Origin of the sequence: Oricola indica (genome assembly GCF_965227485.1) — a bacterium.
Lineage (GTDB): Bacteria > Pseudomonadota > Alphaproteobacteria > Rhizobiales > Rhizobiaceae > Oricola > Oricola indica.
This window is the reverse complement of record NZ_OZ245747.1, coordinates 2,644,316-2,668,099: the sequence shown is the minus strand read 5'-3', so window position 1 is coordinate 2,668,099 and position 23,784 is coordinate 2,644,316. Positions and strand designations below refer to the sequence as shown.

The 23,784-nt window shown below is 61.9% G+C and carries 20 protein-coding genes and 2 tRNA genes; 7 read left to right on the top strand and 15 right to left on the bottom strand.

What is annotated here, in order from left to right:
• Positions 1-23: 23 nt before the first annotated feature.
• From nagZ to ACQK2M_RS13330, 4 genes are all read right to left on the bottom strand, one after another.
• A complete protein-coding gene (nagZ, locus tag ACQK2M_RS13345; RefSeq protein WP_425418222.1) occupies positions 24-1,061 on the bottom strand; it encodes a beta-N-acetylhexosaminidase in 1,038 nt (345 codons plus the stop codon).
• Between the two features lie 71 nt (positions 1,062-1,132).
• The gene (locus ACQK2M_RS13340; RefSeq protein WP_425418221.1) at positions 1,133-3,613 is read right to left on the bottom strand and encodes an SPOR domain-containing protein; all 2,481 of its coding nucleotides are present in this window, start codon (positions 3,611-3,613) and stop codon (positions 1,133-1,135) included.
• A gap of 86 nt (positions 3,614-3,699) precedes the next feature.
• Positions 3,700-5,448, bottom strand: a complete 1,749-nt coding sequence (gene argS, locus ACQK2M_RS13335; protein ID WP_425418220.1) for an arginine--tRNA ligase — start codon at positions 5,446-5,448, stop codon at positions 3,700-3,702.
• 54 nt (positions 5,449-5,502) lie between these two features.
• Positions 5,503-6,732, bottom strand: coding sequence for a deoxyguanosinetriphosphate triphosphohydrolase (locus tag ACQK2M_RS13330; protein WP_425418219.1), 1,230 nt, complete (start codon positions 6,730-6,732; stop codon positions 5,503-5,505).
• 140 nt (positions 6,733-6,872) lie between these two features.
• On the opposite strand from ACQK2M_RS13330, the gene erpA reads away from it, so the two are divergent.
• Entirely contained in the window at positions 6,873-7,205 is a 333-nt protein-coding gene (gene erpA, locus ACQK2M_RS13325) for an iron-sulfur cluster insertion protein ErpA (RefSeq protein WP_425420039.1), read from the top strand.
• Positions 7,206-7,250: 45 nt separating this feature from the next.
• Here the strand turns inward: erpA and ACQK2M_RS13320 are convergent, their stop codons facing one another.
• Positions 7,251-8,633 (bottom strand): nucleobase:cation symporter-2 family protein, encoded by a 1,383-nt coding sequence (locus ACQK2M_RS13320; RefSeq protein WP_425418218.1) that lies wholly within the window; start codon positions 8,631-8,633, stop codon positions 7,251-7,253.
• Between the two features lie 173 nt (positions 8,634-8,806).
• Between ACQK2M_RS13320 and xth the strand changes: the two genes are divergently transcribed.
• Positions 8,807-9,589 (top strand): exodeoxyribonuclease III, encoded by a 783-nt coding sequence (gene xth, locus ACQK2M_RS13315; RefSeq protein ID WP_425418217.1) that lies wholly within the window; start codon positions 8,807-8,809, stop codon positions 9,587-9,589.
• Positions 9,590-9,649: 60 nt separating this feature from the next.
• Positions 9,650-9,919: a hypothetical protein gene (locus ACQK2M_RS13310; protein ID WP_223478026.1), complete on the top strand. Its 270-nt coding sequence runs from the start codon at positions 9,650-9,652 to the stop codon at positions 9,917-9,919.
• A 36-nt stretch (positions 9,920-9,955) separates the two neighbouring features.
• Here the strand turns inward: ACQK2M_RS13310 and ACQK2M_RS13305 are convergent, their stop codons facing one another.
• The 8 genes from ACQK2M_RS13305 to ACQK2M_RS13270 form a co-directional block, all read right to left on the bottom strand.
• The gene (locus ACQK2M_RS13305; protein ID WP_425420038.1) at positions 9,956-10,705 is read right to left on the bottom strand and encodes a tetratricopeptide repeat protein; all 750 of its coding nucleotides are present in this window, start codon (positions 10,703-10,705) and stop codon (positions 9,956-9,958) included.
• 422 nt (positions 10,706-11,127) lie between these two features.
• Entirely contained in the window at positions 11,128-12,420 is a 1,293-nt protein-coding gene (locus ACQK2M_RS13300; protein ID WP_425418216.1) for an outer membrane protein transport protein, read from the bottom strand.
• A gap of 313 nt (positions 12,421-12,733) precedes the next feature.
• Positions 12,734-15,547 carry a valine--tRNA ligase gene (locus ACQK2M_RS13295; protein WP_425418215.1) on the bottom strand — a complete coding sequence of 938 codons (2,814 nt, stop codon included), beginning with the start codon at positions 15,545-15,547 and terminating at the stop codon, positions 12,734-12,736.
• Positions 15,548-15,631: 84 nt separating this feature from the next.
• On the bottom strand, positions 15,632-16,282 hold the full coding sequence (locus ACQK2M_RS13290; protein ID WP_425420037.1) for a DUF2497 domain-containing protein: 651 nt from the start codon (positions 16,280-16,282) through the stop codon (positions 15,632-15,634).
• A 437-nt stretch (positions 16,283-16,719) separates the two neighbouring features.
• The gene (locus ACQK2M_RS13285) at positions 16,720-18,087 is read right to left on the bottom strand and encodes a TolC family outer membrane protein (RefSeq protein ID WP_425418214.1); all 1,368 of its coding nucleotides are present in this window, start codon (positions 18,085-18,087) and stop codon (positions 16,720-16,722) included.
• A gap of 133 nt (positions 18,088-18,220) precedes the next feature.
• Positions 18,221-18,892 carry a protein-L-isoaspartate O-methyltransferase family protein gene (locus tag ACQK2M_RS13280; protein WP_425418213.1) on the bottom strand — a complete coding sequence of 224 codons (672 nt, stop codon included), beginning with the start codon at positions 18,890-18,892 and terminating at the stop codon, positions 18,221-18,223.
• Positions 18,893-18,947: 55 nt separating this feature from the next.
• A tRNA-Cys gene (locus tag ACQK2M_RS13275) sits at positions 18,948-19,021 on the bottom strand.
• Positions 19,022-19,161: 140 nt separating this feature from the next.
• Positions 19,162-19,470, bottom strand: coding sequence for a hypothetical protein (locus ACQK2M_RS13270; protein WP_425418212.1), 309 nt, complete (start codon positions 19,468-19,470; stop codon positions 19,162-19,164).
• A 165-nt stretch (positions 19,471-19,635) separates the two neighbouring features.
• Here ACQK2M_RS13270 and ACQK2M_RS13265 point away from each other — a divergent pair.
• Positions 19,636-19,710, top strand: a tRNA-Asn gene (locus ACQK2M_RS13265).
• A gap of 88 nt (positions 19,711-19,798) precedes the next feature.
• Here the strand turns inward: ACQK2M_RS13265 and ACQK2M_RS13260 are convergent.
• The gene (locus tag ACQK2M_RS13260) at positions 19,799-20,086 is read right to left on the bottom strand and encodes a hypothetical protein (protein ID WP_425418211.1); all 288 of its coding nucleotides are present in this window, start codon (positions 20,084-20,086) and stop codon (positions 19,799-19,801) included.
• Between the two features lie 248 nt (positions 20,087-20,334).
• On the opposite strand from ACQK2M_RS13260, the gene ACQK2M_RS13255 reads away from it, so the two are divergent.
• Positions 20,335-20,550 carry a hypothetical protein gene (locus ACQK2M_RS13255; RefSeq protein WP_425418210.1) on the top strand — a complete coding sequence of 72 codons (216 nt, stop codon included), beginning with the start codon at positions 20,335-20,337 and terminating at the stop codon, positions 20,548-20,550.
• 15 nt (positions 20,551-20,565) lie between these two features.
• Here the strand turns inward: ACQK2M_RS13255 and ACQK2M_RS13250 are convergent, their stop codons facing one another.
• The gene (locus ACQK2M_RS13250; RefSeq protein WP_425418209.1) at positions 20,566-20,784 is read right to left on the bottom strand and encodes a hypothetical protein; all 219 of its coding nucleotides are present in this window, start codon (positions 20,782-20,784) and stop codon (positions 20,566-20,568) included.
• Between the two features lie 144 nt (positions 20,785-20,928).
• Between ACQK2M_RS13250 and ACQK2M_RS13245 the strand changes: the two genes are divergently transcribed.
• Both ACQK2M_RS13245 and ACQK2M_RS13240 read left to right on the top strand, forming a co-directional pair.
• Positions 20,929-22,392, top strand: a complete 1,464-nt coding sequence (locus tag ACQK2M_RS13245) for a cryptochrome/photolyase family protein (RefSeq protein WP_425418208.1) — start codon at positions 20,929-20,931, stop codon at positions 22,390-22,392.
• A 2-nt stretch (positions 22,393-22,394) separates the two neighbouring features.
• Complete coding sequence (locus ACQK2M_RS13240) at positions 22,395-23,762, top strand: NAD(P)/FAD-dependent oxidoreductase (protein WP_425420036.1); 1,368 nt, start codon at positions 22,395-22,397, stop codon at positions 23,760-23,762.
• The last annotated feature ends 22 nt before the right edge of the window (positions 23,763-23,784 follow it).

The following is a 23,784-nucleotide window of genomic DNA, read 5'->3' as shown; positions in this document are numbered from 1 at the left end:
CCGCGCCGCCGGCCGCGCCCCGATCAGGCCACCGCCGTGAAAAATCCGTCCAGTTCGTCCCGCAAGCCGGCGACATGAGCCGTATCGTCGAGCCGTCCGTCATGGTCCGCGAGGCGTGAAAGCGCCGCTTGCGCCCGCTCCATCGCCTTGCCTTGCAAAACCGGCGTTTGCGCGGCGACCGCCTTCATCTCGTCCATGACGCCATTGCAATGTAGGACAACATCGCAGCCCGCGCCAAAGATGCTTTCGGTGCGTTGCCCGAAATCCCCAGAAAGTGCGTGCATGGATACATCGTCGCTCATCAGGAGCCCGTCGAAACCGATTTCGCCGCGAATGATGTCGCGCACAACCGTCGGTGAGGTGGTCGCGGGGCGCTCCGGATCGATGGCCGCATAGACGACATGGGCGGTCATCGCCATCGGCATGCCGGCCAGCGCGGCGAATGGCGGGAAATCATGCGCGCGCAACGCCGCAAGCGGCGTCTCGACCACAGGCAGCGCCTTGTGACTGTCGGAAAATGCGCGTCCATGACCCGGGATATGCTTGATCACCGGCAGGACACCGCCTTCCAGCAAGCCCTCTGCCGCCTCGCGGCCCAGCGTCGCAACAGTGTCCGGATCGTGCCCGTAAGCACGGTCGCCAATGACATCATGCGCGCCTTCGACCGGTACATCCAGCACCGGCAGGCAATCGGCAGTGATCCCGAGAGGCCGCAGGTCCGCGGCATGCAGGCGCGACATCGTCCGCGCCGCGCGCATTCCTGTTTCCCTGTCCGCGCGATAAAGCGCCCCGACCTCCGCGCCCGACGGGTAGCGATGGCGCGTGATCGGCTCGCGGATGCGCTGCACGCGTCCGCCTTCCTGATCTATGAAGACCGGCGCGTCCTCCCGTTCGACGACGGAACGGAATTGCGCCGTCAGCGCGCGGATTTCCTCAGCCGTCCCGATATTGCGGGCAAACAGGATCAGGCCCCAGGGCCGCTCGCGGGAGATGAAGTCGATCTCGTCGTCGGAAAACGCCGTTCCGACACAGCCGACGATCATGGCTTTTGATTCGGTCATGGCGAATCATAGCCACATTGTCCGCAAACGAAAAAGGGCGGCTTCACGCCGCCCTGTCCGTTTTACTGGGATCAGCGCGCCACGAAGCAACTGCCCCCGGCACGCTTGAGCGCCTCGCAGAGCGCGACCGCGTCCTGGCGGTCCGACGCGGCGACACGAACGCGATGGAATGTGCCCCGGCCTTCGATATCGGCCTGCTGAATGGTGATGGCGCGGCCACCGAATAGATTGCCGAAACGCCGCGACAATTCCGTCGCCGACTGCTGCGCAAGCGCGGCGGACGGCTGTGACGAGATCTGCACGGTGTAACCGCTCGACGTCGCGGTGGTCGCCGGCTGCACCTGGGGAGCCGGTTGCGGTGCGGGCTGCGCAGACGCGGTCTGCGTCGGCTGCTCGGCCGGGCGTTCGGGAATGGAAGCCGGAGTGGGCAGGCTGCGCGACGACGTTTGCGTGTCCTGTGCCGGTGCCGGCGCGGTCTCGCCAGCCGCGGCCATCTCCTGCAATGCTTCGCTTTCATCCGCGCTCACCGCCTGAGCCGGTTGCTCGGCTGCCGCCTGCGGATCGCTGGCCGTCTCGGCGACCTGTGGCGCGGGTTGCGTTTCCACGGTTCGCGGCGCGGGCTGCGCTTCAGCCGCTGCCGGTTCGGGCTGCGGGGTCGGAACGAATGTGCCGTCCGGCTTCACAATCACCGTGCGCACGCGGCGCGGCGACAAAAGCGCCTGCCCGCTATCCTGCGCTGCTGCGGCCTGCTCGCCGGCGTCCGGCATCAGCCGGTCCTCGACCTTCGCGGTTTCGATCACACCGCTCGGCAGCGGCGCATTGCCGGCCGACAGGTCGATCGGCTCCTCGGATGTCGATACGAGCGTCTCCTGGGTCGGCGCTGTTTCACCATTGCCATCGACTTCTCCGTAGACGGCGCGGTCCTGGTTCGGCACCTGCTTGCCGCCCGGGTCCTCCGGCACGATCTTGGTCGGCTCGGAGTCGGCGCGGACCAGCACGGGGCCGCCATCGTCCGTGACATCGCCACCGGACAGCATGAAAGCGCCCACAGCGCCGAGAACCGCGACACCGCCAACAACGGCGGCGATCATCATCCCGCGACTGGAACGCGCTCCTTCCGGCGGCAACGGGGCCGCGGCTGGCACATCGAGTTCGTCGTCGTAGTCCTCATACGGGCCTTCATCGTCATGCGCGTCGAGATCATGGGCCACATATTCCATGTCCCGCGCGAGATCGTCCTCGAGCTCGCCGATATCGAAGTCGGGTTCCGGCTCGGCTTCCGGTTCACCATAAGGCGCTTCGGCCTCGGCTTCGCTATATTGGGCATAGCCCGACAGCGCCGCGTTCAATTCGGTCTCGATATCGACGGACGGCATGCGCCGCGGCTCTTCGGCCGGAATTTCCGGCAGGTCGAGCGGCTGCATGGCCTCGATGTCCGCGGCGGGCATTTCGGCGGTGTCGAGCATCGGCGGCATCGCGGGACGAGCCGCAGCGGCGATTTCCTCGGCAGCGGATTCGATATCTTCGAGTGCCGCTTCCTCATCGGTGGCGGAGGCTTCATAGGCACGGTCGAGATCGAGTTCGTCCTCGATCGACAATCCGGTTTCGACGTCGCCGCCATCCTCCACCTGTTCCTGCGACATCTCGTCGAGCGAGATCGAAAGGCCTTCGCTCAATTCACTCTCGAAGGCGTCGAGAAGCGCGGAGTCCGCATCATTCTCCACGGGCGCGGGCTCGGCTGCAGGTTCAAATTCGTTGTCATCGAACCAGAACGGCTTCGGTGCCGACGCCGGAACATCCGCGGTTGCGTCCGTCGGCGCCGGCGCCCAGTCTTCGAAGTCGGGCTCCGGCTCGACCGCCGGGCTGTCGAATTCCGCGCGTTCCACGAATTCTTCGAATGCCTGCGGCTCGTCCTGTGAAGTTTCGTCCACAAATAATTGCGGATCTGGCGTTTTTTCGGGCTCCCAATCGGCGTTCGCCTTGCCGCCGAGGCTGCCAAGAAGGTCGAGCAATTCGTCTTCCAGCGAATCGGGATCCTGCTGAGGCGCAGGTTCGGGCGCAGCCGAAAAATATGGTTCCGGCGCGGGTGTCGGCTGCGGAGCCTCCATGCGAGGCTCCGGATCGATCTGAAACAGTTCCGCTTCCATCGCGTCTGGCTCAATGTCCTGCGCAACGGCATCGGGTTCGGGCGCCGCCGGTGCCGGCGGATCGAACATGCCACCGAAATCCCGCTCGAACTCGGCTTCGAAATTCTCCGGTTCGTTCGTGACCGCAGGCCTGTCCGCAATCACGGGATCGGGCGCTTCGGAAAAATACTCTTCCGATTCAGGCTCTTGGCTTTCGCGACTGTAGGACTTCGGATAGTTTTCGAACTCGCGCAGCATCTCCTGCTCCAGATCGATCTGCTCGTCCGAAACAGCCTGCTCTTCCGACGTTTCCGCCGGGCGCGAAAACCCGATGATCTGCGACAGCTCGTAAAGCGGGTCATCCCGCGCGATGTCGCCGTCTCCGGAATTTTTGACGTCCAACTTGCGATTGGTTGCGTCCGTCATGCCATTACCCCGTACACCTTACCCCGGGACGTAAAGCCCCGATCACGCTCCTTGCCAGCGCATTATGGGCAAAAGGTGACAGGGTTTTACCGCATTTCAGCGGGTGAATCAGCCCCGACGAGCGCCAGCCCGGACCGCAGCACATTGAGAACGCCCTGCACCAGACCCAATCTGGCACCGGTCAATAGTGGATCGTTAACCTTAACAAAGCGTAAGGAGTCATCATCCGTGCCCCGGTTCCAGTGCCCGTGGAAGGTGCTGGCGAGGTCGTGGAGATAGAACGCGATGCGGTGCGGCTCATGCGCCTGCGCCGCGGCCTCGATCACCCGAGGATACTCGGCGAGTTTGCGGATCACCGCGATTTCGGCCTCGTCCGTGAGGAGATCGAGCGACGACGGATCGGCCTCCACCGGCGCCCCGAACTGTTCGGCAGCCTGGCGGAACACCGAGTGGCAGCGCGCGCTGGCATATTGCACGTAGAAGACCGGATTGTCCTTGGACTGCTCCGTCACCTTGGCGAAATCGAAATCGAGCGGCTCGAGATTCTTCCGATAGATCATCATGAAGCGCACGGGGTCGCGTCCGACTTCGTCGACCACGTCGCGCAGCGTGACGAACTGCCCTGCCCGCTTCGACATGCGTACCGGCTCGCCGTCGCGGAACAGCTTGACGAGTTGGCAGAGCAACACCGTCAGCTTGACCTCGCCGCCCGAAACAGCCCGCGCCAGCGCTTCGAGGCGCTTCACATAGCCGCCATGGTCCGCGCCCAGCACGTAGATCATCTCTTCGAAGCCACGCTTGTACTTGTCCATGAAGTACGCAACGTCGGCCGCGAAATAGGTGTAGGACCCGTCCGACTTGACCAGCGGCCTGTCGATATCATCCCCGACGGCGGTAGAGCGGAACAACGTCTGCTCACGATCTTCCCAGTCGTCCGGCACCTGGCCCTTCGGCGGCGGCAGCGTGCCCTTGTAGACATGCCCCTTCATCGTCAGATCGTTGATCGCGGTACGAATGCGCTTTTCCCCGTCGGCATGCAGGTCCCGTTCGGAGAAGAAGACATCGTGATGAATGTTCAGCGCCGCGAGATCCTCGCGGATCATCGCCATCATCGCATCGATTGCCCGGTCCTTGACGATGGCCAGCGCCTCGTCTTCCGGCATCTGCAACAGGTCGCGTCCGTATTCCTCCGCCAGCGTTTCGCCGACCGGAACGAGATAGTCGCCCGGGTACAAACCTTCAGGGATTTCGCCGATGTCTTCGCCCAGCGCCTCGCGGTAGCGCAGCAGCACCGACCGCGCCAGCACGTCGATCTGAACGCCAGCATCGTTGATGTAGTATTCCTTGGTCACGTCGAAACCGGCGAAACCCAGCAGGTTCGCGAGCGTATCGCCGACCACGGCACCGCGGCAGTGGCCGACATGCATTGGCCCGGTCGGATTGGCAGAGACATATTCCACGTTGATCTTTGCACCGCCACCGAGGGTGGACCGGCCGTAATCCTCCGCTTCCGACAGGATCGTCGTGAGCTGCTTGCGCCAAAAGCTGTCTGACAACTTCAGATTGACGAAGCCGGGACCGGCGATCCCGGCCGTTTCGACATCGCCATCCTCGCCCAGCTTGGCCGCAATCTTCTCTGCGAGTTCGCGCGGGTTGGCGCCTGCCTGCTTTGCCAGGACAAGCGCGGCATTGGTCGCGATATCGCCATGAAGCGGATCGCGCGGCGGCTCGATCCCGAGCTTGGCGAGATCGAGCGTTCCGCCGTCCTTCGCCTCGATGCCTAACGCATCCACGGCCTTGACGACCCGATGCCGAAACTCGGTGAAGATGTTCATGGTCAGTGTCCTGGGTGATTTCTCCGAACCGGCTGACGGTTCGTCGGCGCGTGGCTAACGCAAATCCGGTGTGCGGTCAAACAAACGCCGGTGTTCCGATTGCGCGAAAGTATCCGTCATGCCGGCAAGATAGTCGGCGACGCGTCGGGCGAGCGCCGGTTCTTCCAGTTGCGAGAGATGCGCCGACCAAACGCCCCCCATCTTCTCCGGCTCCGCCATGAACGCCAAAAAAAGGTCGCGCACGATGTCCTCGGCCTGTGCCCGCACCCGCATGACATCGGGATGCCGGTACATGTTCGCGAACATGAATTCTTTCAGTTCCTTCTCCAGCGCGGCCATTTCCGGCGAGAACCGAACGATCGTCTCTCCCGCTTCGTGGACATCGGCGGAGGAGCCCGGCTTGAGCCGCAGAAGCCCCTTCTTCGTTTCCGCGATCACGTCCTCGACCATGCGGGTGATCAGCCGTCGCGTCGTCTCATGCCCGCGTCGACTGTCGTCCAGACCCGGATAGCGGCTGTCGACCTCGTCGAGAATATCGCGCGGCAAGCCGACCTCGCGCAGCATGTCGAAGGTCAGCAATCCGGCACGCAAGCCGTCATCGATATCGTGCGTGTTGTAGGCGATATCGTCGGAAATCGCCGCCATCTGAGCTTCCAGCCCCGCGTACCGGCCAATTTCGAGATCGTGCAATTCGCAGTAATTGAGGATCGTCGCCGGAACCGGCCCCTGCGTGTCCGCGCCGGTAACGGGATCGCGCAATGGCCCGTTGTGCTTGACCAGCCCTTCCAGTGTTTCCCAGGTCAGGTTGAGCCCGTCGAACTCGGCGTAGCGCCGTTCCAGCCTTGTGACCACGCGCAGCGCCTGGGCGTTGTGATCGAAGCCGCCGAAATCGGCCATGCACTCATTCAGAACGTCCTCGCCGGTATGGCCAAACGGCGTATGACCGAAATCGTGTACAAGCGCGATCGCTTCGGCGAGGTCTTCGTCGAGCCGGAAGGCGCGGGCCAGCGCGCGGGCGATCTGCCCAACCTCGATCGTATGGGTCAACCGCGTGCGGTAATGGTCGCCCTCATGGCTGAAGAACACCTGCGTCTTGTGCTTGAGGCGGCGAAACGCCGTCGAATGGACGATGCGGTCGCGATCGCGCTGGAACTCGGTGCGGGTGCGACTGCGCGCTTCCTCCGTGAAGCGCCCGCGGCTCTTGGCCGGATCGGTCGCGAAGACCGCCCGCTCGCCAAGACCGAAACCGATACCTTGCAGCGTTTCATCCGAAACCGGTTGCATGAATGTGATTGCTCCCCTTGCCCGCCGCTTCTGCCCCGTATTGACGCGGACCGTGCCTCTTCATACCTATGGTGAAGCGTGTTGAACACAATACGAACCGAAACGTCCGGGGATATGACACGATGACCGCGCATCCGAAAATGGCAGAAAAGAACGTCACCGTGACGGATGCCTGCGCCGCGCGCGTCAGCAAGATCCTTGCTGGCGAACCGGATAACAACGCGCTTAGGATCTCCGTCGAAGGCGGCGGCTGCTCGGGCTTCTCCTACAAGTTCGATCTGGTCCCCTCGCGCGAGGAAGATGACATCGTCATCGAGAAGAACGGCGCGACCGTTCTCATCGACTCGCTGTCCATGGTCTACATGGCCGGTTCCGAGATCGATTTCGTCGATGACCTGATCGGCCAGTCTTTCCAGATCCGCAATCCGAACGCGGTCGCCAATTGCGGCTGCGGCACGTCCTTTTCGATCTGAGGCGGTCCGCCAAACGGCGAACCACCATTTATTCCACGCAGAGACCTACTCCGCAGGTTCAGGCTGCTCCACGGCCGACACGCGTGAACTGTCGGGAATGATCAGCGACAAGATGATCGCGGTCAGGCCGCTGAGCGTGATCGGCGTTGCAAACACACGCTGCACGATATCCGGCAATTGCTTGATCGCATCCGGCACAAGGGTCACGCCGAGGCCGAGACCGAACGACACCGCCATGATGTAGATCTTGCGCCTGTCGATTTCCTGAGACGCGAGAATTCGGATACCCGCCACAGCGATGGACCCGAAAAGCACCAGTGTCGCGCCGCCCAGAACCGATTTCGGGACGAGCAGGAAGATGCCGCCGATGATCGGGAAGAACCCGAGCACCACCAGAATGCCCGCGATGTAATATCCGACATGCCGGCTGGCCACGCCCGTCATCTGGATGACGCCGTTGTTCTGGCTGAAGGTCGTGTTCGGAAACGTGTTGAAGATCGCGGCGATCCCGGAGTTCACACCGTCAGCGAGGACACCGCCCTTGATCCGTTTCATGTAGACCTCGCCCTCCACCGGTTCGCCGGAGATCACCGAGTTGGCCGTCAGGTCGCCCGTCGTCTCGATTGCCGTGATCAGGTAGACGAAAGCGATCGGGATAAAGAGCGCGAAATCGAACGAGAAACCGAACTTGAACGGTATCGGGATCGCGAAGAACGGTTGCGATCCGAAGCTGGAGAAGTTCACCTGACCGAGAATCGCGGCGACGATGAAGCCGGCCACAAGGCCGATCATGATCGCCGAAATCCGGATCATCGGGTTCTGCTGGAACGTCATCGCCAGGATAACGACCACCACCAGCAATCCGAGCATAAGGTTGATCGGGCTGCCGAAGCTCTCGCCTGCTCCCACGCCACCCGCGAAGTCGGTGAAACCGACCTTGACGAGACTGAGACCGATCACCGTGATCACGATACCGGTCACGGTCGGCGTGATGATGCGGTCCATCTTGTCGATGAACTGGCTGAGGATGACTTCAACCAGGCAACCGACAAGACACAGGCCGAAAATCATGGCGAGGATGTCTTCCGGCGTTCCGCCCCGACCTTTGACCGCGAAACCCGCGGCAAGGATCGCGCCGAGGAATGCAAAGCTCGTCCCCTGAAGGCTGAGAAGCCCCGAGCCGACCGGCCCGACACGGCGACACTGTATGAAGGTCGCGACACCGGAAACGAAAAGAGACATCGCGATCAGGTATGGAACATGTTCGCCGAGGCCGAGAACGCCGCCGATCACCAGCGTCGGCGTCACGATACCGACAATGCTGGCCAGTATATGTTGCGCGGCAGCGAGAAAAGCCGGACCCGGCGGCGGCGTATCCGTCAGTGTATAGACGAGAGATCCATCCGTTTTTGCCTGATTATTCGCCATTTTGACCACCTATGCTCATTATCGCGTCCCCTTCGTCACGAAACTCCGCCCAAGGAAAAGCTGAGCATTAATCATGCCAATCCGGTTGTTCGGGCTCGGGAAACGGCTTTACGCGTCCGCCATGCGGGGATACCTACGGACGGACGGAATTGTGCGGAAACCGGAGCGTCACCGTGAAAATCGCGACCTGGAACATCAACGGCGTCAAGGCGCGGATCGACACGATCATAAGCTGGCTGGAACAGTCTCAACCCGACATTGCCTGCCTGCAGGAGATCAAGTCGGTCGACGAGAACTTCCCGCGCGAGGCTTTCGAGGCGCTCGGCTACCATGTCGAGACGCATGGCCAGAAAAGTTTCAACGGCGTCGCCATCCTGTCCAAACTACCCTTCGACGAGGTCAATCGCGGCCTGCCCGGCGACGATTCGGACGAACAGGCCCGCTTCATCGAAGGCGTTTTCTCGACAGAGAGCGGCGTGGTGCGCGTCGTCTCGCTCTATCTGCCCAACGGCAATCCGGTCGACAGCGAGAAGTTTCCCTACAAGCTTTCCTGGATGGAGCGGTTGCATCAATGGGCCGAGGCGCGCCTGGCCCTGGAGGAACCCTTTATCCTGGCCGGCGACTACAACGTGATCCCGCAACCGGAAGACTGCCGCGACCCGAAAGTGTGGGAGGGCGACGCGCTGTTCCGCCCGGAAAGCCGCTCGGCTTTCCGCCGGCTCGTCGGGCTGGGACTGACGGAAGCCGTGCGCAGCGTCACCGACGACCCGGGCGTCTACACCTTCTGGGATTACCAGGGCGGCGCCTGGCAGAAGAACAACGGCATTCGCATCGACCATTTGCTCCTGTCGCCGGAGGCCGCCAACCGGCTGCGCGCGGCAGACATCGAAAAGCATGTGCGCGCCTGGGAAAAACCGTCAGACCATGTGCCCGTGGTGATCGACTACGCCGCCTGAATAGCTGCGTCTTTGCCGATCACTTGATGCGTGATACCCTCCGCTCAGGAGGAACAGGCCATGATGCTTCGTTCTGCGCTTCTTTCCCTTACTCTCGCCGCGGCGTCCATCGCCGCGCAGCCGGCGCTGTCCGCGCCTGACTGCACATGCCGCGGGAACGGTCAGAATATTCCGGAAGGTCAGACTGTCTGCCTGAAAACCGCGTCCGGTAACAAGCTCGCGCGCTGTGAGCGCGTGCTGAACAACACGTCCTGGAAAATGCTTGGCGAGGAATGCCCGGTTGCCCGACTGCCGCGCCAATCGGCGTGGCCGGCCGCCATCAACAGCTGATCGTATTTGGTACGCGGGCAGCCTGCCCGAAACGGATCAATTGCCCGAAGATTGCGCCGCCAGCGCGATCGCCGTGCGGCGGTCTGCTTCGGAGGAGATCGCGAAGGCTTCTTCCTGCAGCGCGCGGATCCAGTGCACTTCCGGATCGCGCGCCTTGCCGAGCGCCCTCGTCATGAAAGAGAGGCCGCGCACGGTCTTGCCAGAGTCGAACAGGATCTTTCCAAGCATCGCCTCAGCGCCGACATGGCCCTTGTTGGCGGCCAGATTGAACCAGCGCGCCGCCTGGACCGAGTCGGTCGTCCCGCCCTCACCGCTCAAATACATGCGGCCCAGTTCGAACTGAGCATCCGCATCGCCGAACTGGCTCGCCGCCTGCAGGTAAAGCTGGCGCGCGCGCAAGGGATCGGCACTGATCGGTGAGTTGGGAATGCCGCGACGCAGGTAACTCGCAAGCGACATGAGCGAATGCGCGATGAATGTCTCGTCGCGTGTACCTGGCGCCGCGCCTTCGTTGACGAGCCCTTCATAGAGCCGGAACGCCTCGTAGTCGTCTTCCTTCACGCCGTCGCCGGAGGCATACATTGTCGCCAGCTTCCAGCGCGCGCCGGCATGGCCGTGCTCGGCGGCATCGCGATAGGCTTTGAGAGCCTCGTCCTTGCGACCGCTCTTGTAGGCGGAGAAGCCGAACTTGAACATCGCCCACGGCCCCTTCTGGTCGCCGTCGGAGGATTGCGCGTAACTCGGCACGGTCTGCGCGGTGGCAAGACCGAGGGCCAGGCCGCACATTGCCACGAACGAAGCGCCGAAGGCGCGATGAGTGTTGCTTTTCTCAGACCGCATCGTGGTCATGATACTCGTTACTTCCCGGAGACCGGTGTGTCTGCGTGGCTCTTCTGCGCGATGTCGGCCTTGCGGCGACGTGACAGACCGGCCTTCGAAACGACTTCGGCGTCCATATATTCCTGTCCCTTGTTCCCGCCAGATCGCTTGACCCGTCGCGAAACACCGTTGCGATGCGCCCGGTTTATGGCGGCAAATGGGCACAATGCCCGGCAGGCTTTCTAATCGGTTTCTTAGCGCAATAGTGTTGCCAATTCGTCACAAGATCTGCGCATCCGCGCATTCACGCGCCGGACACGGCACTCAAGCCACAAACGAAAACCCCGCCGCAATGCGACGGGGTTCGAAGTGTTGAATTCGGTGGATGATCAGAAATTGATCAGGAGGTTTCCGCCGACCGCATATGACCAGTCGTTCCCGACTGAATAGGCAAATGTGTCGCCCGGTCCACCACCGCCCGGAACAGCTTCCGCAGCGACCGAACCCGCTGTCAGATAGCTGATCGCGCCGCCAACGCTGAGCTTGGTATTGCTGTTTGCGGCAATCGCCAAGCCACCGCCCAGCGTCCAGGTATCCGTGAAAACGTCTTCGGTTGTGGAGACGCCTTTATCCCATGTCAGGCTCATCGACCCGGATACCATATCATTGAACGCATGGCCGACACCTCCGCTCACAGTCCAACCATCCTGCCAGAAATACTCCAGCTCGGTGGGAATAGCCGTACCCAAAACGGTAGCCGAAGTGTCGATTGTGTAGTCAAGCGTCTGTACCACGCTCCAATCCGTCCACTTCACCGACCCGAACGCCAGCCATCCCGGTGCGATACCGGATTGAACCTTCAACTCAAGCGATTGCGGAAGCGTCCCGTATCCCATCGTTGAATACGAAGCGAGATCTGCGCCGCTGAAATCGACAAAATCGAAGCTGCCGGACGGATTGTGTTTAACCGCGGAACGGTACAGCAACTGCGCACGAAGTGCGATCTCCGGAATTTCGTAGGCCAAACCAATTCGATATCCCAGCTCGTACCGGCCATCGAATGAAAGCGTACCCGAATTTGCGCCGTCAACAGGACCACCCAAGTCAAGCACACCGAACGGATGCGGACCTCCCGGCGCTCCGTCCAAATTGGCGTCACTCAGAAGCCTGACGGTCTGTGAAAATTTGAAATCCTCACCAAACACGCCACCGATTATCCACGCGCGCCCTTTCGCAAGATCAAACTTGAAGCCGCATGTCGCACCGATTTCGGTTGACGTGAATTTCTGCGATTCGGTACCCGTCCCGTCTGCCATACCTGCGGCGATCGCCTGAGGTCCATACGATGCGCCCGCACCATACGCATCGGTCATCGTGCCAGCGCACCGGAAATCATCAGTGAGATCAAACTTCCCGGCGAAGGAAGGAACGGCATACGCATCCGAGTAATCGTCGTCCGTCGGCGAAAAAGCGAGACCTCCATTCAGAAAGGGAGACGTAATCGAATCGTAGCCGCGTTGCGGCATTACGTAGGAAACGCCCATCCGAGTGACCACGCCACCTTCTTCATAAAGGATGTCGGTGTCGGCCGTGCCGCGGCTGAATCCTCCCGCCATCGCGACACTTGTCAGCGCAGTCGCGAAACCAAGACCGATTGTGATTGTTCTTATGCCCCTGGTCATATGTTCCTCCAAACCATGTAGTTACTTAATTGCAGGAGCTCTTGCGCATTTTTCAAGCACATTCTGGCCAACGTGACGCCACATTCGGGCTCCGCCTCGAATGCGAAAATCTGCGATATTCGCAAAGTCCGGACCTTACGTTTACGTCAACGGGATGCCGGGCTCGAAATTCGACGAAAATGCCCGGTTTTTGCGATCATGGAGCCCAAAAAGGTCAGAAGACTCTGCAAATCGGCTATTGTTGCAAAACCGTCACATCGCATTGTTTTTTCCCGCCGAGGTTGCGATCGCGGCGGGAAAATGCCGTCGCGGATCAGCCGATCTGCTCGATTCGCGCCAGCGCGGCCTTGAGCGAATCACGCTCCGGCACGGCCTCGGCCAGTTTCTCGCGCTCTCCAGCGACGACCTCTGGCTTGGCGTTGGCGACGAATTTTTCGTTCGCCAGCTTGCCTTCGAGCTTCTTGATATCGCCTTCGATCTTGCCGATCGCCTTGGTGAGACGCGCGCGTTCCGCATCGACATCGATCAGGCCGCCCAGCGGCAGGCAGGCCGTCGCTTCGCCGACGACGATCTGCGCGGAGGCACGCGGCACCGCGCTTTCCACAACGATGTCCTCGACACGCGCCAGGCGCTTGATCGCCGGTTCGTGGCGCAGCAGCCTTGCGCGGGTCTCCTCTGCAGCATCGACCATAACCAGCGGTGCGGTCGCCGAAGCCGGCACGTTCATTTCGGAGCGAACGGACCGGATACCGGTGACGAGGTCGATCAGCCAGTTGATCTCGCCGGCCGCATCATCGTCCTCGAATTCGGAATGCGGCCATTCGGCGTGGCAGATCAGCGCCTGCCGGTCCTCGGCAGTCAGCGCCCACAATTCCTCCGTCATGAACGGCATGAACGGGTGGAGCAGCTTATAGACCTCGTCGAGCACATAGCCCGCGCAGGCCTGCGCTTCCTTCTTGGCGTCCTCGTCGTCGCCGTTGAAGATCGGCTTGAGCAGTTCCAGGTACCAGTCGCAGAACGTGTTCCAGACGAAACGGTAGGCCGCGCCGGCCGCCTCGTTGAACCGGTACTGGTCGATTCCCGCCGACACATCCCGCGATGCCCTGGACAGTTCTGTCAGGATCCAGCGGTTGATCTGCAGCTTCGCGTCTTCCGGGCGGAAATCCGGGGCATGCACGACGCCGTTCATCTCGGCAAAGCGCGTCGCGTTCCACAGCTTGGTGCCGAAATTGCGGTAGCCGGCGATGCGCGCCGGATCGAGCTTCACGTCCCTGCCCTGCGCCGCCATGATCGCCAGCGTGAAACGCAGCGCGTCCGCACCGTATTCCTCGATCAGTTCCAGCGGATCGATGACGTTGCCCTTCGACTTCGACATCTTGGCGCCGAACTTGTCGCGGACCAGCGCATGGACATAGACAGTGTCGAACGGCTCGACGGGTGTGCCCTCGTCATCCTTCATGAAATGAAGGCCCATCATCATCATGCGGGCGACCCAGAAGAAGATGATGTCGAAGCCGGTCACCAGCACATTGGTCGGATACCAGGTCTTCAGCGCTTCTGTCTGTTCCGGCCAGCCAAGCGTCGAAAAGGGCCACAGGGCCGAGGAGAACCACGTGTCGAGCACGTCCTCGTCGCGGACGAGTTCGACATCCTCGCCATAATGCGCCTTCGCGGCGGCGGAGGCTTCGGCCTCGCTCTTTTCGACGAATACCGTCCCATCCGGGCCGTACCACGCCGGAATCTGGTGCCCCCACCAGAGCTGGCGCGAGACGCACCACGGCTGGATGTTCTCCATCCAGTTGAAATAGGTGTTTTCCCAGCTCTTCGGCACGAACTGCGTGCGGCCTTCACGCACCGAGGCGATCGCCGGTTTCGCCAGTGTCGCCGCGTCGACATACCACTGGTCGGTCAGGTAAGGCTCGATCGGCACGCCGCCCCGGTCGCCATGCGGCACCTGGTGCTTGTGCGGCTCCACGGCGGCGAGCAGCCCGCCTTCTTCCATGAGCCTGACCACCAGATCGCGCGCCGCAAACCGGTCCATGCCGTCGAGCTGGTCCCAGACGCCACGCTGCGTGTCGGTCGGCGTCAAACCGTCGAGGAAATCCGCATTGCCTGTCAGCGTCACCGCGCCGTCGATCGTCAGAATGTTGATTGCGGGAAGATCCTGCCGTTTGCCGACCTCGAAATCGTTGAAGTCATGCGCGGGCGTCATCTTCACCGCGCCCGTACCGGCCTCCGGGTCCGGATATTCGTCTGCGACGATCGGGATGCGCCGGCCGACGAGCGGCAGCACGACATGCTTGCCGACGAGATCCTTGTAGCGCGGGTCGTCCGGGTGCACGGCGACGCCGGTATCGCCCAGCATGGTCTCCGGACGCGTGGTCGCCACAACAAGATAGTCGCGCGTTTCGTAGCCGGCGGGCTCCCCATCGGACGGCTTCCACGCCGTGCGATTGCCTTCCTCGTCAAGATTGTACGGGTGCTCGTAGGTCGCGCCGTCCGCCAGCGGATAGCGGAAGTGCCACAGATTGCCGTCGATTTCCTTCTGCTCCACCTCGAGATCGGAAATCGCCGTGTGCAGCTTCGGGTCCCAGTTGACCAGCCGCTTGTCCTTGTAGATCAGCCCTTCCTTGTAGAGCCTGACAAACACCTCCAGAACGGCCTCGGAAAGCCCGTCATCCATGGTGAAACGTTCGCGCGACCAATCGCAGGACGCGCCGAGACGTTTCAGCTGGTTGAAAATCATGCCGCCGGATTCGTTCTTCCACTGCCAGACGCGCTCGATGAACTTTTCGCGGCCCATTTGCCTGCGGCTCATCTTCTCGCCGCTCTCGGCCAGTTGCCGCTCCACGACCATCTGCGTTGCGATGCCGGCATGGTCCATGCCCGGCTGCCAAAGCACGTTACGGCCGTTCATCCGCTGGTAGCGGATCATGATGTCCTGCAGCGTATTGTTGAGCGCATGGCCCATATGCAGCGAACCGGTGACGTTCGGCGGCGGAATCACGATGCAGAAGGGGTCGGCGCCTTCCTTGGCACCGGCGCCGGCGACAAAGGCGTCGGCATCCTCCCAGATTTTGGCAATTCTCGGTTCGACGCTGGCTGCGTCAAAGGTCTTGTCGAGCATGTGGAAATGTCCGCGAGCGAAGTCGGTGGTTCAGCGCCCGTGTAAATCCGAAGCCCGCGCGCCTGTCAACAAAGCGGGAAGGCGTCAGGCGGTGCGGGGCTCGCCGCGAGCGATGCGTTCGATCTCGGCGCGCACGAGCCTTTCGACCAGCGACGGAAGGTTGTTGTCGAGCCATTCCTGCAGCATTGGCCGCAGCATGTCCTCGGCCATGGCGTCCAGATCCGGGACTTCGCGCCGCGGTGCAAGGCCGGACAGGCTGGAAAGCGATTGCGATACGGTTTGAGAAACCGCGTCGGACACCAGCGCTGACGTGCGGCCAACGGCCGAGGGATGTGGCGTTTCGGCTTCGACCGTGCCCCGCAGGAGATTACCGACTTCCCGGAACGCGCCGTCGTCGGCCTCGGTGAACCGGGAATCGTACTTGGCCCGCCGCTCGGCCAGGAGATCGCGGTCGATCTCGGAGAATTCAACTGTCAGTTCCGCCTCGGCCTCGGAAATGTCCGGCGTCGCAGCGCTTTCCGCCGGCGTCCTGACAGCATCGTCATCTTGAACGGTCTCCGGGAATGCCGTCACATCATCCACAGCTTCGGGCGTAACCGCTTCGTCAGAAGGCGCGGGCTTTGACGCTTCGATTTCCTGCGCAAGATAGGCGGTCACCGCGGCGGCGATGTCGTCTTCCGGGCTTCTGACTGGTTCCGGGCTTTTAACCGGGGCGTCGGCCGCCGGCTTTGGCATCGCCAGCTTCGGTGCATCCTGCTTCGGCGCATCCGTCCTCGGCTCTTCCCTCACCTGCGAAAGTGGCGTCCGGGGCTGCTGCGGCGACATCGCCTGCGGTGCGCGCGGACGAACGGCTTCCGCGTCGTTGGCCGGCGCGGGCGGCACGGTGACAGTCGGTTCCGCCGGCTTCGGCGCAACCGCCTCGACCTTCAGTTCCTCGGGCGGTTTGGACTGTGTCTCGCCAGCGTCGATAATCTTCCTGATCGACGCCAGGATCTCGTCCATCGAGGGTTGTTCGCGTAACGCGCTGCTCTGTGACATCAGTCTTACCATCGCCCTGGATTCGCGGGTCCATCCGGCGAATCACTTCCCAAGGTTAGCGGATGATCCGGCCGAAGAAAATTCGGCCAGCCGAGGCAGCTCGGCCAGCCCACAGGAATGAATTGGGTGTTAGGTTAACGGCCGTCCGGCGTACGCAGCCCGTACCACTTGTCCTTGACCGCGTCGAAATGCTCCTTCGGATTGTGGAGCGCGACGCGCAGTCCGAGATTTTCGGCGGTCAGCCGGCCGATGGCCGATTTGAGGGCGTAGCTGGAGACCACAACATCGCGTTGCGCCTGGACCAGCGAGATTTGCGCGGTCAGCGCATCGGCCTGGGCGTTGAGCACGTCGAGCGTCGTGCGCTGGCCGACATCGCGTTCCTGCACAACGCCATCGAGCGCAAGCCGCGAAGCCCGCAGCGTTTCGCTATTGGCCGCGACGGCGGCGCGCGACGCCTGCAACTGGGTCCATGCCGAAGTCACCGCGGCACGCACCTGGTCGCGCGCGACATCGGTGTTGATACGGGCCTGACCGAGCTGTTCCTTGCTCTGGCGAACGGAGGCGCTTGCCGAGCCGCCCTGATAGATCGGCACGGTCACCTGTGCGCCGATCGAAGCCGAATTGCCGGTATAGGCGCCACCAGCCGACTGATTAAAGCTGGTGTAGCTGCGCTCTACCGAGGCCGACAGCCCCACCTGCGGAAGGAACTTACCTTCGGCGGACTTCACATTATAGAGGCCGGCATCGACCAGATGATGCCTGACCAGAATGGCCGGGTGCTCTTTGAACGCGATCGATCGTGCGGAATCGAGCGAACGCGGCATGCCCTTGCTCAGCGCGGAAGCCGCGGAAAGATTGCTGGGATCAGATCCCGTCAACTGCCGGTAGATCGCGGCACTGGAAGCAGCCGCCGCGCGCGCGGCCTCAAGCTGTGCCTGCGCGGCGCCACGGCTCGCACGAGCCTGTTCCACGTCGGTCCGGGTCCCCTCGCCGACATCGAAGCGCGCCGACGCTGCGCGGACCTGTTCGTCGAGAAACGCGAGGTTGCGCTGACGAAGCGCGGCGATCTGACGGTTCTGCACCACGTCCATATAGGCTTGCGCCGTGTCGAAGAGAACGTTCTGCTCGGTGTTGCGCAAGTTCTCGCGCTCAGCCAACACACCGGCCCGTGCCGCACGCACATTGTTCGCGGTCTGGAAACCATCGAACAGCGACTGGTTGATTTCGATGCCGAAGCTGGCGTTGGTCACGCCCCGGCTGCCGCCGGGTGCATCCCGCCAGGAATTGGTGATGCCGCCCGTGCCCTGAATTCTTGGCCTGTAGCCCGACTTGGCGAGCGCGACATTCTCGTTCTGCACTCGCACGCCGGCACGCGCGGAGTTCAACTGCGAGTTGTTTTCATAGGCTTTGGCGAGTGCCCCGAAAATCGTTTCCGCGCTGACTGCCTGCGGTGCGATGGCGACGGAAACGGTGATAGCCGCTGCAAGTAGGGAATGACGCATCCGAACGATCCTGATTGACTATGGCCAAACCAGTCGCTGGCCCGGTTTAGTTCTATTTACCGCGTTGTATATCGGCAATACCGAACCGGGAACTTATTAACATGTGTTGCCAAGCGGCAACCATCCCCAGTGCCTAGAAGGAGAATTCGGGAACACGCTCGAAACCCGGCAAAGCCTTGACGGCGAGATTAAACGCCTGGCGTCCGGAAACGAACTGCCCGTCCTTGACATAGAGTGTGGCAAAACCGCCCAGTCCGTGTCCTTCAACAGCAACGAGACGCCCGCCGTCCTTCAACTGGTCGAACAGCGATTCGGGAACAGTGTCCACGGCGCCTCCGACGAAGATCACGTCATACGGACCTTCACCAGCGTAGCCCGCTTCAAGCGGCCCGGTCACCACGGCGACATTGTCGAAGCCGTTTTCGAGCAGGATTTCACTTGCGCGGTCGCTCAGATCGCTGTCGCTTTCCAGCGCGATCACCGCATTGCCGATAAGAGAGAAAACGGCCGACGAGTAGCCCGTGCCGCAGCCGATATCGAGAACGAGGTCGCCCGGGCGCACATCGGCGAGTTGCACCAGCTTTGCGAACGGCGAAGGCTCCATCAGGAAACGGCGCGTCTCGGATGCGCCGTTGGTAACCTCGATATCGTCATCGATATAGGCGAAAGCCCTGCGCTGGTCCGGAACGAACGCTTCGCGCGGGACGGAAAGGAGAGCTTCCAGCAGCCGCAGGTCGGTCACGTCCGTCGGACGAACCTGGCTGTCGACCATTGCCTGGCGCAGTTCTTCGAAGTTGAGCCCCATGGTTCGATCCGCTTCCTTTTTCCCGCGCCGCGAAGGCGGCACTGCCAACGGTCAATGGAGGCCTCGCCCGGAATCGAACCGGGGTGCAAGGATTTGCAGTCCTCTGCGTAACCACTCCGCCACGAGGCCATGCCATGGCTGTGCCGTTGATGCGATAGGGATTTTCGGAATGAGGGTCAAGCGTCATTCTGAACAGTTCGCGGCATCAATCAGAATGACCGCTCCTCCCCCATCCCGTGAAGGATAAGAAATGGCCGTCTGCGTTGCCGCTAATCCGACCGGCCGCCTCGAACGGGCTTCTGTCGCGAACGGTCCTTTCGGCGCGACCAGCGCAGAATCAGCTTGCGCCGCCACCGGCGCACGCGCGGAATATCCTGGGCAAGGATGAGCAGCCCGAGCGGCAACATCCAGAATCCGACGACCGGAAGGAAACCCAACGCGCCCCCCACCACGAGTGCCGAACCGAGCGTGATACGCCCGGCTCGCGTTGCCGGCACCGGGAACCGGCGGTTCAGCACCTTGATGGTGTTGCGTGTCGGACGGCCGCTCCCGCCGCTGCTGTCATCTTTCTGCGCCATGATCTCGCCGTGCTGTCACCCGCAGATATACCCGTGCACCGGCCTTTTCCAGCCGCGAGACATGCCCCCGCCGGCCGGGGAGAACCGGCGGTCAAAAAAGTTTGTTTCCTGCCTTGGCAAATCGGAACGACCTTTGATATACGCTCCGATCAGCTTGAGCGCTGTTCCCCGGTAGCTCAGTGGTAGAGCAACCGGCTGTTAACCGGTTGGTCGCTGGTTCGAATCCGGCCCGGGGAGCCACCTATTCAGTCAAGAGCCCGTAATCGAGATGGTTGCGGGCTCTTTTCTTTTTCAAAGCCGGTGTAAGGGCGTAAATTCGCAGCGGCAGCTAAGACCCCTGCCCGATGCGTCCCTTTTGGCGGAACAGCGCCTTGTCCGTCTGCAGGGCCGAAATGCCGTCTTCCTTCACCGCCCGCTGGAATTCGTAATAGGCATCGCGATCCGTCGCGAACTGGCAATCCCATATGACGGGGCGGCCATTTTCCGCGACCACCTCCATGTTCCAGCGATGGTCGGGACCGGCGATCCGGTAGATCTTCACGTCGAGGCGCACGCCGTCGCGCTTCAGATAGCCCGACATCCTCGACTGTTCGATCTTCGGTATTTGCGTGCTCATCGTCGCCCCATACGATGTCACTTTGAAAACGGTTCTCCATTAACGGCCAGACAACGCAAGATTGCAAGCCTTCGTCGTCACTCGCGCAAAGGAAAACACCTGCTTTCGGCCGATCGTGCGACAGCCCGGTTCCTTCAACTTTTCTTAACCATGCCGAACCATCCTGAGCGGGTTCGAAACGAGCCGAACGCCCGCGGCGACGCGGACGATCAAGACGGCGCCAGTCAAGGGTTGCAAGGAACATGGAAATGGACAGCGGGCTTTCCTCACTCGATCGCGATCTCGCCTGCGAAGCGAGCCTGGAGCCCTTCTTCCGCAACCTTCTCGCCAATGCGCGTAGAGACGGCTGGAGCTCCGATGAAATCGCAAACGCCCTGCTGAGCCTGACCCAGAATCTCGTCGCCGACTCGCGGGCCGACGCATTCATCGAGCTGATCCCGCCCGCTGGAACAACCCGGCACTGATAGCCTGATTTCCTGCTAGTTACCCATGCCGCCCTCACGCGGCTCTCCGCCGATCCACGCATCGGCGCGCGCCGTCTGCACGCGCTGCTGTGCGAGGCTCAGCATCGCATTGGCGATCTCGTCATCCGACCAGCCTTCCGCGCGCGCCGAGGCGACAAGACCTTCATAGCCGGCCTCGAGAAATGCTTCGCAGGCAAGGTCGCGATCCATCGCCGATCGCTGTTTTCCGGTCATCGCGAAATCTCCTCCCAAATCGGCAGCAAATGCGCCTGGCATCGAGTGTGCCCTGATAAAAACCGCATGCGCTCATTCGTAGATGATCCGATTGCGCGCGCAGTGCGTAACGACACACTGACCAATTGATATTTCTATTTGTTTATGAACACGTCCAGTCCAGACCTCCCGACCGCGCCCGTCATCGTATGGTTTCGCAATGACCTCAGGTTGCACGACAACCTTGCCCTGACGGCGGCCGCCAACTCGGGACAACCGGTCATTCCGGTTTATATCCTGGAAGAAGCGGACGACACGCTTCCGCTCGGCGGCGCGCAGCGTTGGTGGCTGCACCACTCTCTCGCTTCTCTTTCCGACAAGCTGAAGACGCTCGACGTGCCACTCGTCATGCGCCGTGGCGCGGCATCGGACATCCTGCTGGACATCATCGAAGAAACCGGCGCCGGCTCCGTCCTGTGGAACCGCCGCTACGCTCCCGCGCAGATCGAACACGACAGCGCGATAAAGGAAGAACTGCGCGCGCGCGACCTGACCGTCGAGAGCTTCGACGGTCAGCTTCTGCACGAACCGACGCGCCTAAAGACGGGTTCGGGGGGCGCCTACCGCGTCTATACGCCGTTCTGGAAGGCCCTCTCCCAGTCGATCGACCCGCGGGCACCGGCTCCCGCGCCGAAAGAGATCAAGGCCTGCGACCAGTCGATCGCCTCCGACAATCTCTCCGACTGGGACCTCCTGCCAGGCAAGCCGAACTGGGCGAAAGCATTCGGCGAAGAATGGACACCGGGCGAAGTCGGCGCGCATGACAGTCTCGACCAATTCCTGTCAGGGGCGCTCGCCGACTATGGCGAGGGACGCGACTTTCCGGCCAGGAGCCTGACATCGCGGTTGTCGCCCTACCTCGCTTTCGGTGAGATTTCACCCTTCCAGATCTGGCACGCGATGGAGCCTCATTGCGACGAGGTGCCTTCGCGCGATTTCACCACCTTCAGAAAAGAACTCGTCTGGCGGGAATTCTGCTGGCACCTGCTGGTCGCGTTTCCCGATCTCGGGACGAAGAATTTCAATGGCGACTTCGACGCCTTCCCCTGGCGCGATTCGGGCGAAGATCTGACACGGTGGCAACAAGGCATGACCGGCTACCCAATCGTCGATGCGGGCATGCGCCAGCTTTGGCAGACCGGCTGGATGCACAATCGCGTGCGCATGATCGTCGGTTCGTTCCTCGTCAAGCATCTGCTCATTCACTGGCGGCACGGAGAAGCATGGTTCCGCGATACGCTGGTCGATGCCGACCCCGCTTCCAACACGGCCAACTGGCAATGGATCGCCGGTTCGGGAGCAGACGCGGCGCCCTATTTCCGCATCTTCAACCCGATCCTTCAGGGCGAAAAGTTCGATACCGACGGCAGCTATGTGCGTCAGTTCGTGCCGGAACTCGCCGATATGCCCGACAGCCACATACACAAGCCGTGGGAAGCGTCGAAATCCGCCCTCGATCAAGCCGGGGTGAAACTCGGAGACACTTATCCCCGTCCCATGGTTGAACACCAGGGTGCGCGCGACCGCGCCATGGCCGCCTACAAGGAAATGAAAGGAAAAGCCGCGTGACCGTGAATGTCGTCCCGCCTGCCATAAATCCAAGGGCGCATGGCGCCAAAAGAATAGCCGTTATCGGCAGCGGCGTATCGGGCGTATCTGCCGCGTGGGCGCTGTCGAAGCGCCATGACGTCACGCTGTACGAGGCAGAGCACCGCCCGGGCGGCCACACCTGCACGGTGGATATCGATCACAACGGCAAGCCGATGTCGGTCGATGTCGGCTTCATCGTGTTCAACGAACGCAACTATCCGAACCTGACCGCCCTCTTCCGGCATCTCGACGTGAAAAGCGAACAGTCGAACATGAGCTTCGCGCTCTCGCTTGACGGCGGCTGGCGCGAATGGTGCGGACAGAACCTGCTCACGCTGTTTGCGCAGAAGCGCAATCTGCTGTCGCCATCCTTCTGGTGGATGCTCAAGGAAATCCTGCGGTTCAACCGCCAATGCCTCGCGGATCGCCAGTCCGGCCTTCTGGACCGGGTCACGATCGGCGACTACCTTATCCGGAAAGGGTTTTCAGCGCGGTTCCGCGACGACTACCTGATCCCGATGGCCGCGGCGATCTGGTCGACGCCGCGCGTGCGGATGCTCGACTTCCCCGCCCGCTCTTTCGTCAATTTCTTCGAAAATCACCGCCTGTTGGAGGTGGTGCCGCCGGTCTGGCAGACGGTGTCTGGTGGATCGCGCAATTATCTCGACCGGATCCTTGCAGAATTCGAAGGCCGCCTCCTGACCGACACACCGGTTCGCGCCGTGACCAGAGTGCCGGGCGGTGTGGCCGTAACCGACGCGAAAGGCCGTATGGAACTCTATGACGACGTCGTACTCGCGGCGCATACGGACCAGAGCCTTGCGATGCGCGGAGACGACGCGGACGGCGACGAACGGTCTGTTCTGGAAGCCATTCCCTATAAGCCGAATCGGGTCGTCCTGCACAGCGACGAGAGTTTCATGCCGAAACGAAAGGCCGCTTGGGCGGCCTGGAACTATCTGCGGGAAACCGCCGGATCGGAGGAAGGGGGCATCTGTGTCACCTATTGGATGAACCGGCTGCAAAACCTCGATCCGCATCATCCTTTGTTCGTCACCCTCAACCCCATGCGCGAACCGGCAAAAGGATCGGTTTTCGGCGAATGGACGTTCGACCATCCCCAATACGATGCAGCAGCCTTCGACGCGCAGTCTCGTCTTGGCCGCATCCAGGGGCGTCACGGTATCTGGTATGCAGGAGCCTGGACAGGATACGGCTTTCACGAGGACGGCCTGCGATCGGGACTGGACGTCGCCACGGATTTGGGGGGCTATGTTCCGTGGCGAGCGCCCGTCGCCGAGCCGATCGGCGGAGAAGAGTTTCCGCCGATCCTGCAAGCGGCGGAATGAGACTGTTCAGGGCGACCGCCGG

What these genes read in the sequence shown, in the direction of transcription:
- ACQK2M_RS13250 (WP_425418209.1), bottom strand. Translation starts at nt 20,784, where the DNA reads ATGACCGGAAAACAGCGATCGGCGATGGATCGCGACCTTGCCTGCGAA.
- ACQK2M_RS13285 (WP_425418214.1), bottom strand. Translation starts at nt 18,087, where the DNA reads ATGCGTCATTCCCTACTTGCAGCGGCTATCACCGTTTCCGTCGCCATC.
- nagZ (WP_425418222.1), bottom strand. Translation starts at nt 1,061, where the DNA reads ATGACCGAATCAAAAGCCATGATCGTCGGCTGTGTCGGAACGGCGTTT.
- ACQK2M_RS13260 (WP_425418211.1), bottom strand. Translation starts at nt 20,086, where the DNA reads ATGAGCACGCAAATACCGAAGATCGAACAGTCGAGGATGTCGGGCTAT.
- ACQK2M_RS13320 (WP_425418218.1), bottom strand. Translation starts at nt 8,633, where the DNA reads ATGGCGAATAATCAGGCAAAAACGGATGGATCTCTCGTCTATACACTG.
- ACQK2M_RS13305 (WP_425420038.1), bottom strand. Translation starts at nt 10,705, where the DNA reads ATGTGCGGCCTGGCCCTCGGTCTTGCCACCGCGCAGACCGTGCCGAGT.
- ACQK2M_RS13330 (WP_425418219.1), bottom strand. Translation starts at nt 6,732, where the DNA reads ATGCAACCGGTTTCGGATGAAACGCTGCAAGGTATCGGTTTCGGTCTT.
- argS (WP_425418220.1), bottom strand. Translation starts at nt 5,448, where the DNA reads ATGAACATCTTCACCGAGTTTCGGCATCGGGTCGTCAAGGCCGTGGAT.
- ACQK2M_RS13245 (WP_425418208.1), top strand. Translation starts at nt 20,929, where the DNA reads ATGAACACGTCCAGTCCAGACCTCCCGACCGCGCCCGTCATCGTATGG.
- ACQK2M_RS13290 (WP_425420037.1), bottom strand. Translation starts at nt 16,282, where the DNA reads ATGCCAAAGCCGGCGGCCGACGCCCCGGTTAAAAGCCCGGAACCAGTC.
- ACQK2M_RS13300 (WP_425418216.1), bottom strand. Translation starts at nt 12,420, where the DNA reads ATGACCAGGGGCATAAGAACAATCACAATCGGTCTTGGTTTCGCGACT.
- ACQK2M_RS13255 (WP_425418210.1), top strand. Translation starts at nt 20,335, where the DNA reads ATGGACAGCGGGCTTTCCTCACTCGATCGCGATCTCGCCTGCGAAGCG.
- ACQK2M_RS13310 (WP_223478026.1), top strand. Translation starts at nt 9,650, where the DNA reads ATGATGCTTCGTTCTGCGCTTCTTTCCCTTACTCTCGCCGCGGCGTCC.
- ACQK2M_RS13280 (WP_425418213.1), bottom strand. Translation starts at nt 18,892, where the DNA reads ATGGGGCTCAACTTCGAAGAACTGCGCCAGGCAATGGTCGACAGCCAG.
- erpA (WP_425420039.1), top strand. Translation starts at nt 6,873, where the DNA reads ATGGCAGAAAAGAACGTCACCGTGACGGATGCCTGCGCCGCGCGCGTC.
- ACQK2M_RS13295 (WP_425418215.1), bottom strand. Translation starts at nt 15,547, where the DNA reads ATGCTCGACAAGACCTTTGACGCAGCCAGCGTCGAACCGAGAATTGCC.
- ACQK2M_RS13270 (WP_425418212.1), bottom strand. Translation starts at nt 19,470, where the DNA reads ATGGCGCAGAAAGATGACAGCAGCGGCGGGAGCGGCCGTCCGACACGC.
- ACQK2M_RS13340 (WP_425418221.1), bottom strand. Translation starts at nt 3,613, where the DNA reads ATGACGGACGCAACCAATCGCAAGTTGGACGTCAAAAATTCCGGAGAC.